Origin of the sequence: Priestia sp. FSL R5-0597, assembly GCF_038006305.1 — a bacterium.
In the GTDB taxonomy this organism is placed as follows: domain Bacteria; phylum Bacillota; class Bacilli; order Bacillales; family Bacillaceae_H; genus Priestia; species Priestia zanthoxyli.
This window is the reverse complement of record NZ_JBBOUZ010000001.1, coordinates 1,985,413-2,001,792: the sequence shown is the minus strand read 5'-3', so window position 1 is coordinate 2,001,792 and position 16,380 is coordinate 1,985,413. Positions and strand designations below refer to the sequence as shown.

The 16,380-nt window shown below is 37.7% G+C and carries 13 protein-coding genes; 4 read left to right on the top strand and 9 right to left on the bottom strand.

Going from position 1 to position 16,380, the window contains the following annotated elements:
- Positions 1 to 17: 17 nt before the first annotated feature.
- From pulA to MKX72_RS10175, 4 genes are all read right to left on the bottom strand, one after another.
- The gene (gene pulA / locus MKX72_RS10190; RefSeq protein WP_412973662.1) at positions 18 to 2,903 is read right to left on the bottom strand and encodes a type I pullulanase; all 2,886 of its coding nucleotides are present in this window, start codon (positions 2,901 to 2,903) and stop codon (positions 18 to 20) included.
- 175 nt (positions 2,904 to 3,078) lie between these two features.
- Positions 3,079 to 4,473: an L-cystine transporter gene (locus tag MKX72_RS10185; RefSeq protein ID WP_034269283.1), complete on the bottom strand. Its 1,395-nt coding sequence runs from the start codon at positions 4,471 to 4,473 to the stop codon at positions 3,079 to 3,081.
- A gap of 252 nt (positions 4,474 to 4,725) precedes the next feature.
- Positions 4,726 to 5,094 (bottom strand): hypothetical protein, encoded by a 369-nt coding sequence (locus tag MKX72_RS10180; protein WP_013056739.1) that lies wholly within the window; start codon positions 5,092 to 5,094, stop codon positions 4,726 to 4,728.
- A gap of 104 nt (positions 5,095 to 5,198) precedes the next feature.
- The gene (locus tag MKX72_RS10175; protein ID WP_033578786.1) at positions 5,199 to 6,482 is read right to left on the bottom strand and encodes an ATP-binding protein; all 1,284 of its coding nucleotides are present in this window, start codon (positions 6,480 to 6,482) and stop codon (positions 5,199 to 5,201) included.
- 325 nt (positions 6,483 to 6,807) lie between these two features.
- Here MKX72_RS10175 and MKX72_RS10170 point away from each other — a divergent pair, with 325 nt between their 5' ends.
- Positions 6,808 to 8,184, top strand: coding sequence for a M28 family peptidase (locus tag MKX72_RS10170; protein ID WP_033578785.1), 1,377 nt, complete (start codon positions 6,808 to 6,810; stop codon positions 8,182 to 8,184).
- 164 nt (positions 8,185 to 8,348) lie between these two features.
- Positions 8,349 to 9,827: a potassium/proton antiporter gene (locus tag MKX72_RS10165; RefSeq protein ID WP_033578784.1), complete on the top strand. Its 1,479-nt coding sequence runs from the start codon at positions 8,349 to 8,351 to the stop codon at positions 9,825 to 9,827.
- A 39-nt stretch (positions 9,828 to 9,866) separates the two neighbouring features.
- Here MKX72_RS10165 and MKX72_RS10160 read toward each other — a convergent pair whose 3' ends face one another.
- Positions 9,867 to 10,634: a polysaccharide deacetylase family protein gene (locus tag MKX72_RS10160; protein ID WP_033578783.1), complete on the bottom strand. Its 768-nt coding sequence runs from the start codon at positions 10,632 to 10,634 to the stop codon at positions 9,867 to 9,869.
- Positions 10,635 to 10,778 (bottom strand): hypothetical protein, encoded by a 144-nt coding sequence (locus MKX72_RS10155; RefSeq protein WP_013056734.1) that lies wholly within the window; start codon positions 10,776 to 10,778, stop codon positions 10,635 to 10,637. It abuts the gene before it with no gap.
- Positions 10,779 to 10,917: 139 nt separating this feature from the next.
- On the opposite strand from MKX72_RS10155, the gene MKX72_RS10150 reads away from it, so the two are divergent.
- Together MKX72_RS10150 and MKX72_RS10145 are read left to right on the top strand one after the other, a co-directional pair.
- The gene (locus MKX72_RS10150; RefSeq protein WP_033578782.1) at positions 10,918 to 11,427 is read left to right on the top strand and encodes a hypothetical protein; all 510 of its coding nucleotides are present in this window, start codon (positions 10,918 to 10,920) and stop codon (positions 11,425 to 11,427) included.
- Between the two features lie 21 nt (positions 11,428 to 11,448).
- A complete protein-coding gene (locus tag MKX72_RS10145; RefSeq protein WP_033578781.1) occupies positions 11,449 to 12,024 on the top strand; it encodes a hypothetical protein in 576 nt (191 codons plus the stop codon).
- 46 nt (positions 12,025 to 12,070) lie between these two features.
- Here MKX72_RS10145 and MKX72_RS10140 read toward each other — a convergent pair whose 3' ends face one another.
- The 3 genes from MKX72_RS10140 to MKX72_RS10130 form a co-directional block, all read right to left on the bottom strand.
- Complete coding sequence (locus MKX72_RS10140) at positions 12,071 to 13,216, bottom strand: toxic anion resistance protein (protein WP_098626775.1); 1,146 nt, start codon at positions 13,214 to 13,216, stop codon at positions 12,071 to 12,073.
- 24 nt (positions 13,217 to 13,240) lie between these two features.
- On the bottom strand, positions 13,241 to 13,885 hold the full coding sequence (locus MKX72_RS10135) for a 5-bromo-4-chloroindolyl phosphate hydrolysis family protein (protein WP_033578779.1): 645 nt from the start codon (positions 13,883 to 13,885) through the stop codon (positions 13,241 to 13,243).
- A gap of 165 nt (positions 13,886 to 14,050) precedes the next feature.
- Entirely contained in the window at positions 14,051 to 15,988 is a 1,938-nt protein-coding gene (locus tag MKX72_RS10130) for an LTA synthase family protein (protein ID WP_013056729.1), read from the bottom strand.
- Positions 15,989 to 16,380 lie beyond the last annotated feature (392 nt).

Here is a 16,380-nt window from a genome sequence, read left to right as displayed (position 1 = left end):
TTCTAGCTATCTAAAACTTATCTTACTAGTACAAATGTCGAAAGAGGCGAAACGTTTATTGTATTTCCTTTCACCGTACGGAGCGTTTTTGTTCCGGCCCGCTCGCCGTCAACAAGTAATCTCCACGTTCTGTTAGAAGGCAAATGAACCGTTTGAGCTTGTTTATTTGCATTATGAATCACCATTATTTCGTTTGCTTTATCTTTATTAGCTTTAGCATTTAACGTATAACCTACTACGTTTGCTGGTGCATCAACAAAGCGTAAATTTTGATGAATAGCCTGTGCACTCGTCATTCTAAATGACGAATATTGCTTTCGAAGCGCAATAAGTCCCTTCATGTAATTTACTTCTTGTCTGAAAGCTGCTCGGCGCTTCCAATCTAGCTGATTGACAGAATCGGGTGACTGATAGCTGTTATGGTCTCCGCCTTTTGTTCTCATAAACTCTTGACCTGCATGTATAAAGTTCATTCCTTGAGATGTTAAAATAATAGAAGAAGCAAGCTTGTGCATTTGCTTTTTCGTTTGCTCGGTGTCAGCAGGGTTCGTCAGCTGAAGCTTATCCCATAAAGTATGGTTATCGTGCGCTTCTACATACGTAACAACTTGATCTGGATCTTCATACGTGGCAGTTGAACGATCATAATCAATTCCAGCTGCTATACTTTGCTGTATGAGCTTTTCTTGTCCTTGCTTTCCATTCACAAATCCGTTGTCATGATCAAAAAATACGCTGCCTTTAAGACCATCCCGCATACCGTCATTAAAGTGAGCGATGCGCTTCATATCCTGAGCGTTTTTCTGGTTAGCTTTGAGCTTAGCGTCAAGCTCGGTTCCTAGATCCCAGCCCTCTCCTAAGACGATAATGGAAGGATCAAGTTCATCTAACTTCTTTCTCACTTCATTCATTGTCTTTGTATCGTGAATCCCCATTAAATCAAACCGAAACCCGTCAATGTGGTACTCTTTTGCCCAATACGCAACAGAATCTACGATAAACTTCCGAACCATTTTCCGTTCAGACGCCGTGTCGTTTCCAACACCTGTTCCGTTGGATAGAGTTCCATCTTCTTTATAACGGAAGTAGTAGCCTGGAACTAGTTTATCAAAGCTATGCTCACTCACTGCATACACGTGATTATAAACAACGTCCATTACCATGCGAAGCTGCTTGTCATGAAGCGTTTGAATCATTTGTTTGAGCTCAATAATTCTAGTCTTAGGATTATATGGGTTTGTTGAATAAGAGCCTTCTGGGACGTTATAATTTTTCGGATCATATCCCCAGTTAAACTGCGGCTCGTTTAATTTCGTTTCATCCACCGTACGATAATCGTAAATAGGCAGGAACTGGACGTGCGTTACACCTAAATCTTTAATATGACTGAGTCCTGTTTTTACTCCATTTGGTCCTTTCGTATTCCACTCCGCTACGCCTAAATATTTTCCTTTGTTTTTGATACCGCTCTCTTTTTGAGACGATAAATCTCGTACGTGCAGTTCATAGATAATGGCATCTTCTGGATTTTTAAATTTCGGCTTATTTGTACTCCACTTTTTCGGATTTGTTTTAGCCAAATCTACGACGACTCCGCGATCTCCATTGACCGTTGTTGCTCGTACATATGGATCAACCGCTTCATTCCAGACGTTCCCAATTTTTACTTTGTACGTATAAATTAGTTCATCTTGATTTCCTTTTAACTCCGCTTTCCACGTTCCTTTTTCACTTTTAGTCATAGAAATTTCTTTTAAAGCTTTCGAGTTCCATGACGAATAAGTCACTAGCTTGGCTTCGCTTGCAGTTGGAGCCCATACGCGAAAATTTGTTTGTTTCTTAGAATATGTGTTTCCTAAATCGTTTCCGCTATATGCATACTTTTCGTCAAATTCTTTCGTACGCACGACATTTCCATTGACTACATCAGCTGATCCGTATCCTTTTTGCTTAACTCTATACGTTTGTGTAACGTCCAAAGGCCGTTTTGTTATGATTTTAATTTTAGTAGTAACAGCGTCTCCTCCCTCTTTATAAGGTGTCACTTTCTCAATTTGAGCTCCGTCAATTTCAATGTCTCCTAAACTCTTAGAAGAGTCAAACGGCACGTTTGTTTCTAAGGTGATTTGATTAAATGTATCCATCGTCGCCTTCATGATTTTCCGAGTGAGATCTACTCCAGTTCTATCGTAATAAATTCGATTTTGCCCTTGAACAATCCATACTTCTACATTCCCATCTTTACCAACCTTGGTAATAAAGCGGTTTCCTCCGTCTTTATTTTCCCAATCGCTATCACTAGTAGAATGGTGTACAATAAAACCAATTTTGTCAAATAAATTACCACTTCCACTGTTAATTGTGTAAGTTGCTTTCTTCCCAAAATTCGTGTCTTCCGTAAATTCGATTTGCTTGCCTTCTTTTTCATCACCTGGCCATGTCCAAATGTTCCACCCGCTATAATCTCCATCGTACCGATGATAGTTTAAGGTAACGTTTACTTTATCAAATTCCGGTAAATCTCGATATTCACCGTCAGGAGGAGACGTATATGTATGTTCATCTCCACTTTTTACCCATACTTCTCCTTCACCGTTCTCCACTGAAACGAAGCGGTCTCCTCCATCTTTTTCCCACGACTCTGTTCGTACAATAAAACCTACTTTGTCATAAGTACCGGGTAGTTCAACTTCCGCTACTTTTCCAAATTGATCTTCCCCTGTAAATGCGTAAGGCTTCCCTTCTCCTCCTTCAGGAAAAACCCATAATCCCCATTCTTTTGTATCGTTTGAAGCAGGCTGATAGTGAATCGTGAGTTTTGTGGTATCCGCTGCAGATGCAAACGATTGCATAAACGGGCTAAAAAAAGAGCTTACTAGTAAGAGTAAAGCCGTCAGTACCATTGTATATTTAGTCCAACTACGTTTCAATTAAAACCCTCCCGTAAAATAAAGTACGTACACATTTTTCACTATAACCTTTTTTGAAAGCGTTATCATAAGTATTTTTTCCTATTTTATGCGGATAAAGAAAAAAAATCCATAGTTAACAATGTTAACTATGGATACCGTATCTCTTTTACACTTCTGCTGTTTCAGGTGAGATGGTTTGATCGTTGTATACGTTTGTATCTAACTCTTTTGTTAGTTTACTAGTTACGACTCCGGCTGTCATGCTTCCACTTACATTAAGTGCCGTACGTCCCATATCAATCAGTGGTTCTACTGAAATTAATAAGCCTGCTAGCGCTACGGGCAAATTCATAGAAGATAATACAAGTAAAGCCGCAAATGTCGCTCCTCCGCCAACCCCTGCTACGCCAAACGAACTAATTGCTACAATGGCAATCAACGTGAAAATAAATGAAGGCGTTAAAGGATCAATACCTACCGTTGGTGCAATCATAACGGCTAACATAGCTGGATATATTCCAGCGCATCCGTTTTGACCGATTGTAAGACCAAATGAACCTGCAAAATTCGCAATTCCTTCTGGAACCCCTAACTGTCTTGTTTGTGTGTTAACATTCAAAGGCAATGCTCCAGCACTCGTACGAGAAGTAAAGGCAAACGCCAATACAGGAAATACTTTCTTAACATATGTGATCGGATTTACACCGATGATTGTTAGAATAACTAAGTGAACGATAAACATAGCTGCCAATGCGACATATGATGCTACAACAAATTTTCCAAGTTTAACAATTGCATCAATATCACTCGTTGCTACTGTTTTGGTCATAATTGCAAGTACCCCATAAGGAGTTAAACGAAGAATTAGCGTCACTACACGCATGACAATTGCATAAAGCGTATCAATAATTTTTGAAAATAACGCCGCTTCCTCAGCTTTTTTACGCTTCACGCCTAAATACGCAATTCCAACAAATGCGGCAAAGATGACAACGCCAATCGTGGAAGTTGATCGTGCGCCTGTTAAATCAAGAAACGGGTTAGCAGGTAATAATTCTACTACTTGCTGCGGAATTGTTTTTGCTTCTAAACTAGATAAATTGTTTTCCAAGTCCTCTCCGCGCTGAAGTTCCGCTTCCCCTTTTGTGATTTGGACAGATTCTAAATTAAAGCTCGTTGTTGTAAAAATACCAATTGCAGCTGCTATCGCTGTTGTGACAAGCAAAATCCCAATAATTAAACTACTAATCTTTCCAATATTGCTCGTCAATTTCAAACGAGTGAATGCCGCTACAATCGATACAAATACAAGCGGCATGACAATCATTTGAAGAAACTTCACATATCCGCTTCCTACAATGCTAAACCAATCGGCGGTCGCTATCGTTACTTCATGAGTCGGACCATACACCCACTGAAGAGCAAAGCCAAAAATAATCCCTAGGCCAAGCGCCGTGAACACACGCTTTGAAAATGATACATGTTTTTTCTGCATCATAAACAGCCCCGCAAGCAGTGCCAGCATAATAAGGATGTTTAGAATGACTAATAAGTTATTCATAGATGTTCCCCCTGTAATTTTTCCATAATTTATGTCTCTATTACTTATAATACAACAATACCAATAAGTCAACTAGGTTTTATGTTTTTTCCTAAAGACAGTTTTTTTGAATAATTTTGACAAAACAAAAAAGCTAAGGATTTTCCTTAGCTTTCTATTTTACGCTTGTATGTACTTCAGTGGTCTTTTGCTCCGTTACCAGAGATGGCCTTTCTTTCATCAGACCGGATGTACTACAATTCATATATAGGATTACATTTCATATAATTCATTTAGCCATTTTACAAACAAATGTCTGGGTAATTCTAGTTCGTGAAGCTCGACATATTGAATATCAGATAGCGTCGTTCCTCTAGCCATATAAAAGTACCACTGCCAGCCAATATCTTTAGCAATGGCATAGGATTTAGCTAGATCTTGCCTATTATCTGTCTGCTGCATATCATTCATCCACTGCGTTTCATCCGCTTCATACTCATAATAATGGAGAGTATATTTATCACACCAATACGCAAGGTCTTGATGGGAAAACGGATTTTCTCCGTCACATACTTGAAGCAATAGCATTCTTAAATTTTCCGGTGTATACGGTAATATAATTTTTTGATCTGCACGTCTCATTTTGCTACCTTCCTGACATGTTCGTTTCTTTTATTACATCATGTACAGCTGCGTTTAGCAATAAGAAATGGATGACGTTTTCATTACTTTTCGTTTACAACATTTCATTTGCTTGCAAAAACCGCCGTATCTTCGACATACAGAGGCAGTCGGATTTTAACAATCGTCCCTTTTTTCTGTTCACTCTCAATCTGCAGGGTACCGTGATGATCATGAATAATTTTAGAGCTGATTGTTAATCCAAGCCCCATTCCTTTTTCTTTTAAAGTAAAAAACGGTTCTCCTATATGTTCTAGACGGTCTTTAGAAATTCCTACTCCTTCATCTCTAACTTCTATAAAAATATGGTCATCCTGCGCTGTTTTGATTGTGATATAAATATTTCCAGGCTTATCCATGGCTTCAATTGCGTTTTTAAAAACATTAAGTAATACTTGGATAAGGTGATTTTTATTTCCATATACACTAGCGTTATTTGTTTGTTCATCGTATAAGAAGTCAATATTTTTCAATAAAGCTTCATGGGAAGTTAGACTCATTACATACTTAACCGCTTCTGTAAGAGAAAACACGCGAAAATGTTCACTTTCAGGTTTTGACAACAGGAGCATTTCACTAACAATACCATTAATTCGTTCCAGCTCATCAAGCATGATATTAGCATACCCTACCGCGGATCGGTCTGTTTCTTTCATGAGCTGAACAAACCCTTTAATACTCGTAAGCGGATTTCTAATTTCATGGGCAATTCCAGCAGCTAATTCGCCTACTACAGAAAGCTTTTCCTTTTTTATCAGAAGCGCTTCTGCAAGCTTTTGCTGAGTGATATCTCGTCCAATCGTAATAAGAGCTTTTCTTGAGCCATCATCAAAAAACACAGGTACTTTAATGACGTCAAATGTTTTGACCTCGCCGTTTGGTATTTCAAATGCTTCTTCCATGCGTACCTTTTCCTTTTTTCTCCAAGCTTCTTCATCCGATGAAATACAGTGTAAGAAAGCCGCTTGAAAGAAAGGCACAAGCTCCCCAAGCTCTGCATCGGTTTTACCCCTGTAATCAATACCCTTTAAATGATAAAGTTCTCTTCCAAAATCGTTCACCGCCACCCATTTGCCAGCTCCATCTTTAAAACAAATAAAATCTGGCATTGAGTTTATTAATGTAGCAAGCTGATACTGTTCATCAGACACCTGGGTATAAACCGAACGCTTATGAAGTAAATAAAACGTGCCAGCCGTTATGCCCACTAGTAAACTATCTTTTATCAAACTGCTAAGAGCATATGCTCCTTTAAAAAATGCCATTGTTTGAAAGACGGTGTACACCCCTAAAAGCAGAAGACCCGTTACCGCCGCTGCTTTTCGTACACCCTCCCTATTTTTTATCAATATTTCCCACCAGCCTTTGTTTTTTATGTGAATACTCTCTATGTTTCATCAATTAAGTTCTGAATATTCTTCTTACTTTTAAACTAGTTTACCTTATTTTTTTATTCTTATCTAATACCTTTTCTTATTACTTTTGACACAGTTTCTTTTATCCTCTTTATTTGTTTCCGCATTTTCATTTTATTTGAATTATTTTCTCTATTAAAATAGGAATTTAGATACGGAATATCCTGGAACATTTAGGTAATAATACTCTTTTTTGTATTTTCTTAATATTGTAAATTCGAATAGTACCAACTACATCGATAAATTTAGGGGGATTTTAATGAAAAAAACCGTGATTTCTTTGGCTGTAGCCACAAGTTTGACTTTATCTTTTACAAGTGTACAAGCTTCTACTTCTGCAAATGCTTCTCACCATCAAAGTTCTGAACAAAAAGTATTAAAAAAAATCAATGCTGAGAAAATTTATCAAGACATTGCGTATCTCTCAAAAAAATCTCGTGTGGCAGGAACTGAAGCTGAACGCGAAGCTGCTACATTTGTTCAAAAGCGTTTGTCTAAACTAGGCTATGAGAGCGAAGTGGAACCTTTTACCTTTACCGGTTACACACCAGCAGCTAGTTTTTCACTAAGCGTAAACGGTACCGGCTACTCTCCAACAACTTTTACTTATAGCACCAATGGAAATGTCACAGCTGAAATTGTCGATGGAGGGCTGGGTACAAAAGATAATTTAGCAAACAAAGATGTGACAGGTAAAATTGTATTAGTTCAGCGAGGCACTATTACTTTTGGTGAAAAAGTATTAAATGCTGCTGAAAAAGGGGCTGCAGCCGTCATTATTTTTAATAATACAGACGGTGAGCTAAACGGAACGCTTGGCGGCGCTAATGATAACTACATTCCGTCTCTTGCTGTTACCAAAGAAGAAGGTGAAAAGATTCTTACTTCTATTCAAAAAGGCGAAAAGCCTTCAGGTACAGTAAAAATTGAAGGAGCTGTCGTAAGTGAGCGAACATCTTATAATGTAACCGCTGCTAAACCTTCTACTTTTAAGAAAAAAGGAACAAATGATATTATTGTAGTAGGTGCTCATCATGATTCTGTGGCCGGAGCACCTGGGGCAAATGACGATGCTTCTGGAACAGCAATGGTGCTTGAATTAGCTCGCGTATTTAAAACTCTTCCTACCGATACAGAACTGCGATTTGTTACATTCGGGGCTGAAGAAGTAGGCTTACTAGGATCCGAGCATTATGTTAGTGAGCTATCTGAAAATGAGAAAAATCGTATTGTTGGAATGTTTAATTTAGACATGGTAGGAAGTCGAGATGCGGGAGATTTGGTGATGAATACAGCTGATGGAACACCAAATCTTGTCACAGAATTAGCTCAAGCTTCAAGTACAAGATTAAATGGATCACCTACGCCATTCCAAGCTGGCGGCCGCAGTGATCACGTTCCTTTTGCAGAGGCAGGAATACCGGCTGCTCTATTTATTCACAGTCCGTCTGAACCTTGGTATCATACGCCTGAAGATACCCTTGATAAAATAAGCAAAGAAAAACTTCAAGATGTGGCTGAGATTGTTGGAACAGCTATTTACGATCGTTCCCGTCCAGACCAACAAGGTTCTTCCGTTAAAAAGAAAGCAACATTTAAAGCTCCTCATCTTTATCACGAGCAAGATGTTAAATAAGAATCTATCCCTGTTATTCATACATGACCAAAAAAGAGATGTTTATGCATCTCTTTTTTTGATAAGCAGATTTCTCAAGGTTTTAAATCCATTATGCTACAATTATTATAGAGGAACCTCACTTATTGCTTACATAAAAATTTTGAACAAAAGAGGTGTATTTTTTGGATTTTACGGTAGACCATTCAATTCTCTTATTATCCATTCTCCTTGTCATAGGGGTACTTACTGCAAAGTTCTCTACTCGCCTTGGGGTCCCTTCGCTTGTACTCTTTATTATTGTAGGAATGGTTGTTAGCCACTACATCTACTTTGACAATGCTCTTTTAACACAAGGATTCGGAATATTAGCGCTTATCATTATTCTTTTTGATGGAGGCGTGCAGACCAAATGGAAAGATGTTAAACGCGTTGTTCGCCCTTCCGTTTCATTAGCTACTTTCGGAGTCCTCATTACGACAGTTTTAACGGGTGTACTTGCCAAATATATTTTAGGTGTTACTTGGCTTGAAGGCTTTTTATTTGGGGCAATCGTTGGCTCTACAGATGCCGCAGCCGTGTTCTCTGTACTAGGGACACAGAACATCCGCCAAAAACTAAACTCCACGCTAGAAGCAGAATCTGGTTCCAACGATCCGATGGCCATTTTCTTAACCGTTTCTATTATTGAATTAATTCAACATCCAGACTCTCCTATCCTCTCATTAATCTTTAATTTCTTTTGGCAAATGGGAATCGGGCTGGTACTTGGTTTAGTACTTGGAAAAGCATCCGTTTGGATTATTAATCGAATTAATTTGGATTCTTCTGGGCTTTACCCTGTGCTTACATTGTCATTGGCCGCCTTAACCTATGGAATTTCCACATTTGTAGAGGCAAGCGGTCTACTTGCTGTATACGTAATGGCAGTGGTAGTAGGAAATGCAGATCTAACTTATCGTCACACAATTGTCCGCTTTAACGAAGGTTTTGCATGGATGATGCAAATTTTAATGTTTATTTTACTCGGCCTTCTTGTCTTTCCTAATCAACTGCTAGATATCATTTGGCAGGGTATACTGTTATCTCTTTTACTTATGTTTGTCGCTCGTCCACTCGGCGTATTTCTTTCGATGATGTTTGCTAAATACTCATCCAAAGAAAAACTGTTTATTTCTTGGGCCGGTTTAAAAGGAGCTGTTCCAATTGTATTGGCTACTTATCCTATGATGGCAGGTTTGGAGAACAGCACGCTCATTTTTAACGTCGTTTTCTTTGTGGTCTTAACTTCCGCTCTTCTTCAAGGAGCAACAATCGCTCCTTTAGCCAAATTTCTAAACCTTTCTCAAGGTGAAAAAGAGACGGTTCCTCACAGTCTCGAGCTTGTTTCGATGGGCAAAACCAAAAATGAAATGATTGAGTTGAAGCTCGTGGAACATGCAGATATATCAGGTAAATCGCTTGAAGAACTTCACCTCCCTGAAGACATTTTAGTGACTGCTGTTATTCGAGATGATAAATTACTTACACCTAGAGGAAATACACAAATTTTTGCAGGTGATACATTATATATTCTTATTTCGAAGAAAAAACGAGATAAAGTAAAAGCATTTTTCCAAAAAAATACGTCTGATGGGGACGAAAGAGAAGGAAAAACCAGTTAAAAGATTAGCTAAAGCTTTTACTAGAAAAACAGCACCCGCTTATTGAACGGAGTGCTGTTTTTGCTGTTGCATCAAATAAAGAGATTTATAATTGGGATGATGTTTTAAAAGTTCTGAGACCGTTACAAATTTATACCCCTCTTCCTTTAACTTCGGTAAAATTTGTTTTAATGCTTCAATGGTTTGAGTTCGATCTCCTCCCGTATCATGAAACAATACAATATCTCCTGACCTGGCATGGTTAAGCACTTGACTTACAATTTTACCGACGCCTGGATTTCTCCAATCAAATGTATCTTGATGCCAAGACCAAAGAATAATCGTATACTGCTGATTTTTAGCAGCTTTTACTACCCGATCGTCATAATAACCAGTAGGTGGACGAAACAGGTAAGGTTTTATTCCTGTAATAGCTTGTATACGTTCATCGGCTTTTTCAATTTCTTGTTCAATTCTCTCTACTTCCTGGCCCCTTACTTTCAAATGGCTATATGTATGATTAGCAAGTTCATGACCTTCACGAACTTCTCTTTGAGCAAGCTTGGGAAATGACGTTATTCGATCGCCGACTACAAAAAAAGTTGCTTTGGCACCGTATTTTTGCAATAAATTTAAAATAGTCGGCGTATATTTAGGATCTGGTCCATCATCAAATGTAAGCGCAATTAACTTCTCATCTTTCATGGGAACTTCCCACACGATATCTCCTTTTCTTTCATAATAAAATCTGCTCTTCTTTGCAGCATCCACCTGAATACCGTAGAAATTAATGGAAACAATAATAATAATTGACAAGCACCATTTCACTCAATGACCTCCTTTTTTGTCTAGGTGTGATTCATGCGTATTGTCAATAAACGCTTTAATACCAACTGCAAATAATCGTTCATCACCCAAACACACGCGCTGTTGACGGCGATTAGCTGCAGAAGTTGATTTACGGTTTTTCATAGTCTTCTCTCCATTACTAATTGATTGTGTTTTTAGCTTTACCAAAAAGTCAAAAATAAACCTACGGCTTCTAACATGGCGAAAACATTTTTATATAGTAATTACACGCTTTCTAGCGTTTTGAATAGGAGATATATACATGCGAAAATTTTATTTAGCGCTTCTGTTAATGATAAGCGGAACCATGGTTATACTGCCTTCTGTTAAAGCAATCAGTGAAAGCAACGAGAAACATCAGCAGCTCACCGTAAGCGAACAAGGATATTCTCTTTCATTGCCCGGTGAATATACGCTTCAAAAAGAAGAAGATGGAAAAGATATTCTTTTTTCAACCAAGACTCCCTATACGTGGATGCGAATTGAAGTCCTTTCCGGGAAAGAAAGTACAAGCACACCATATCTAGATCGTTCAAAAGAATTGTTTGATGACCAGTTTGGAAAATCGTTAAAAATTTCTTCTACATCCCCATTTATTCAACCCGTTGTGTTTGCATCTATGTCTGGGAGTAAAAAAGAAACGGCAAAACTATATGTATTAAGAGAAACAAAGGGGCACCCTGCTTTAAAAATCACGATGGTTACGGCTAAAAATTCCGATGATGAAAAAAAGTTAATTTCAATTGTTAACTCAGTAAAAACGCATGAATGAAAATAGATAAGGAAGCCAGCTATGAAAAAAAAGATATTTCTTGTTTGTTTTATATGTTTGATGAGTGGCTGTTCAACTGCTTTTCGCGAAGAGCTTATCAACACACAAAAAGAAATTCCAAGAGAACGCTTGCCACAGCAAAACTTCACCTATCCTTACAAAGGAAGCAGCAGAACAGATGTAGGTTATCTTAAAAGAAGCAGTAATCAAAACTATACGCTTTACGTACTAGAAGGATACGAGTTTACAGAAGAAGAGCCCCGAAAAGATGTCATTTACAATAAAAAAAATGATGCTTTGTGGATGCGGATTGAAGTGTTTCCCTCAAATAAAAGTGTAGAGGAGCTGAAGAAAGAAACAAAAGAAATTTTAAGAGCTGGCTTTTCGGAAGTGGCTTCCCTTGACACGCACCTCATTCAATCTAGCTTAGAGATAGAAGCTGCGTACAAAGCGTCCGATGATAAAAGTAATGCATACGGCTTTCTTGTTCGAAAGCAAAATCAACACCCTACTTTCCGATTAACGATCTTTGCTCCTAAATCCGAAAGGGATTTAACTCCGTTTTTGGAAATGGCGAAAACACTTCAAAATGCATAAAACAGAAAAAAAGTCGGTTTACAAAGTGTGTAAACCGACTTTTTCTTTATTTCATATCTAACAGTTTGGTTTTTAAATCTTTTTCCATTTGATACAGCTCTGATTCTGCCTCGGTACGCTTTGTACGCCCTTCTTCTTGTATCTTTAGTACTTCTTCTAACGTAGTAATCAAGTCGGACTGCGTTTTTTTCAATGTTTCGATATCGACAATCCCTGCCTCGTTTTCACGAGCTACTTCAATTGTATTCTGCTTGAGCAGCTCTGAATTTTTAGTAAGCAAGTCGTTTGTTGTCTTAGATACTTGTTTTTGGGCTTCCATTGCTTTCTTTTGGCGCAATAAAGTGGTTGCGATGACTACTTGATTTTTCCAAAGTGGAATAGCTGTTAAAATAGAGCTTTGAATTTTTTCCACAAGGGTCTGATTGACTTCTTGAATTAATCGAATCTGCGGTGCACTTTGAATGGCAATTTGACGGCTCAGCTTTAAATCGTGCACTCGTTTTTCTAGCCTATTGATAAATTGATTTAAATCATTGACCTCCTGAGCCATCAAGTAGTCATTTTTTTGAGAGGCTGTTTGCTGCAGCTGGGGCAGCGTTTCATTCTGCAGCCCCACTAACTTGTATTCTGCCGCTGCAATGTAAACGTTAAGCGCCTCATAAAACTGTTTATTTTTATCATATAAGCTATCTAACATTGTAATGTCTCGATACAGCATTTGTTTTGAGCGCTCTAACTTATCTGCAATTTTATCAATTTCAACATTAATGCTTTGATATTTTGTTAATAAATTTTGAATAGGTCTAGAGACTCCTGAAAACAATCGACCGATGACTCCTTTTTTCTTTGAAGAAAAGTCATCGGGATTTACTTGGCGAATCTTACTCATCAAATCTCCTATAACGTCTCCTACTGGTCCTGTATCTTTCGTTTGAACATGCTGTAGTACAGATTGAGAAAACTGAGATAGTTCTGACTGAGCTGCTACCCCGTACTGTAAGATAGCCTGCTGATTTTTATAATCAATTTGATTTGCGATTTTCTGTGCTTTTTCCTGATATTCCGGTGTCAAATCATCGTATGTGCTTCTTTTTGCAGCGCGAGTATCCGGTTGTAACTGCGGGGTAGGCGAAGCAAAAGGATCATCAAGCAGCGCATCTAACGATTTATTTTGATCATATTCTTTCATCATAAAATCCCATCCTTTGCATTTACATTACTTTGTGCGATTAGTAGCTGTCGGTATATACGGCTGCTCTTCTTCAAATGCTTGCTTTAGCACTTTAAGCTCTACATCTAATGTCAGCTTATCTTGTGAAAGAGCATTTGTTAATAAATGCTCATACTTCCCTGATAACCCGCGCAGCATGTCTTCCGCTTCATGAAGACTTTCTTTTACTTCTATGCTTTTCGTTGGTTTTGATAATAAAAACATATACCTTTCAATGACGGTAACCGTTGATTGTAAGTAGTTCGTAAAAAAGGGCTGAACATCTTTATATCGTGCGGGCTCTTTTTCTACCATTTCAATGATGCTTTTGCCTACTTTGTATAGTTTAGAAAGTTCTGTCCACATATGAACAGACCGAATTTTAAAACGATAGCTTCCAATGGTTCTTAATTGCTTTCTTGCCTCTTTTACTTGATGACGCACGTATGCAATTTCTTCTCTATATGGATTTTGATAATGACGTCGAGCACTGCTCATAATAAAAAACAGGCTCATCACGACCATTACTCCTACACTAATGCCAACGGATTGAATCATCGTGGTACTGAATCCAAAATAGCTGACCGGAACGGCTACTGCTCCTGTTACCCAAATGGCAAGAATCTTTTTTATGATTCGAACGACTTTCATCGCTTTCACTCCTATCTTAAATGTGACCGAACTTTTAAACGTATACATATTATACCATTGTCTTCCCATCTCTTAAAACGATTACTGTTATAATTTATATACGGATAAATCCCTTAAAAGTTTCACAAAACAAAAAAACAGGCAGCTTTTATAGCTGCCTGTTTTTTATTGATCTTCGCGCTTGTTGTAATCATACTTCGAACGTTCAATTGGTTTGAACCCTTCTGGTGTATGAAAGCGGAGTAAGTCTCCGTAAACAAGTTTATCTGATAGTTCTAGCTTTTTCTTAACTAGTTCATCATACTTATCATACTGTTTCGCTTCCTTATCTGAAAGCTGCTTGCCCGTTGCGTTGTCATACACTTTCTGATCAACTTTTGTTACCTTCGGTGTAACAAAGTCACCGTTACGGAAAGGTACAACTTGCTGATGTTCTTTTGATAATAAGTCTGTACCAAAGTCAATATAGTCTTTTGTATCAAGACCTAATAAATGCATCACTGTTGGACGAACATCTACATCTCCACCATACGTATGATTTACGCCGCCTTTAAGGCCTGGTGAAGTAATAAATAATGGTACGCGCTGCAGTTGAGCTTGTTCAAAATCATTGATGTTTTTACCCATTACTTTGCCCATTGCACGCTTATGGTTTTCAGAAATACCATAGTGGTCACCGTACATCACAACCATCGTATTGTCTGCTAAGCCAGAGGCCTGTAAGTCCTCAAAGAATTGCTTAATTGATTCATCTAAATAACGAGCCGTTTGGAAGTATTGGTCAACTGACTTATCTCCCGTATTATGAGGTCCAATCGTTTGGTCTTCCTTATCTAATGGATAAGGGAAGTGGTTTGATAACGTAATGAACTTCGCGCTAAATGGCTGCTTTAAGCCTTTTAGGTACGGCATTGATTCTTTAAAGAATGGTTTATCTTTTAAACCATAGTTCAGCGTATCTTCGTCTGACATATTGTAATAAGCTGAATCAAAGAATTTTTCTACACCCATTGATTTATACATCTCATCACGGTTCCAGAACGATTTTCCATTTCCGTGGAACACAGATGTTGTATAGCCTTGCTGATCTAGAATACCAGATAGCGACTGATAGGTGTTATTTGCTTTTGTTGTAAATACAGAACCTTGAGGTAAGCCGAATAATGAGTTCTCCATCATGAATTCAGCATCTGACGTTTTACCTTGCCCTGTTTGATGGAAGAAGTTATCGAAATACATTGTGTTCTGATCTTTTAATAGTGAATTTAAGAATGGCGTTACTTCTTCACCATTTAACTTATAACCAATCATAAATGACTGAAGTGATTCTAATGAAATATAGATAACGTTTTTGCCTTTTGCTTGACCGAAATATTCTTTGTTCGGTTCAGCATACGTTGCTTTTGCATAGTTCTCTACCTCAGCCACATCACTGCTATCTGCTAGCGCGCGCTGTGCTGAAGATTTCGAGCTCTGGATGATGTCATAGATCGTATAGTTATACGTTCCTAAATATTTTACTAAATAGTTGCGGTCAAATGTTCTTGTTAATAGTTGAGGACGATCCATTTCCGCTAGTGCGATGTTGGCACTTAAGAATAAAATCCCTGATAAAAATACACCTGTCACAGTACGTCGACTAATTGTTGCTGGTAAGTCAACTTTTTTCCATAATACTAAAACTAAAAGAATAAAGAAATCTGTGAAGTATAAAATATCAGTTGGGCTAATTAAAGCCATAGCACTGCCGCCTAATTGACCAAAGTTGTTTGACTGAGTCAATACAGGAACAGTAATAAAATCATTAAAGAAGCGATAGTATACTACATTTGCGTACAGGATGAATGAAAGTAAAAAATTCATTCCAAGCAGTGCTCGTACTTTTCCGCGCCCTTTAAATAGTAATGCAATGGCAAAAAAGAAAATTGCCGAACCAATTGGGTTTATGAAAAGTAAGAACTTTTGCATAAAATTATCTAGCCCTAAGTTAAATTCGATACGATAAACGGTATACGTTTTAATCCAAAACAACAAAACTGCAATTAGAAATAACGGCAGTTGTTTCGAAAAAATATTTTTACCGTTTGTCATGAGCTGTTTCATATTCCCACCTCTGTCTCTATTGAAATTTAAGCTCACTTTTATTTTTATAGTAAATGTAAAAAGAAATCTCCCTTACAAAAAATGTAAGAGAGCTAATCTGTTCTTTCACATTTTAACTCTTTAAAAAAAATTGTCAACACCGCTACGTATAATTTTCACCAAACGTGAGAAAATAACTACTTTCTTATTCCCAGCTCTATCGGCTTTCAAACACAAATATATCCTGCGCTTTTTTCTTCTCACTATTTAATACGGACAGCTTCTCTTTAGGTTTCACTATTTTATATTTATTTTTTATTTTGTCCACTATACATATAAATTTAACACTTGCCTTAGTTTTCCTTCTGCTTTACAAGAGAATGCATAAAAGCACTTGTGAATATTTGTTATAT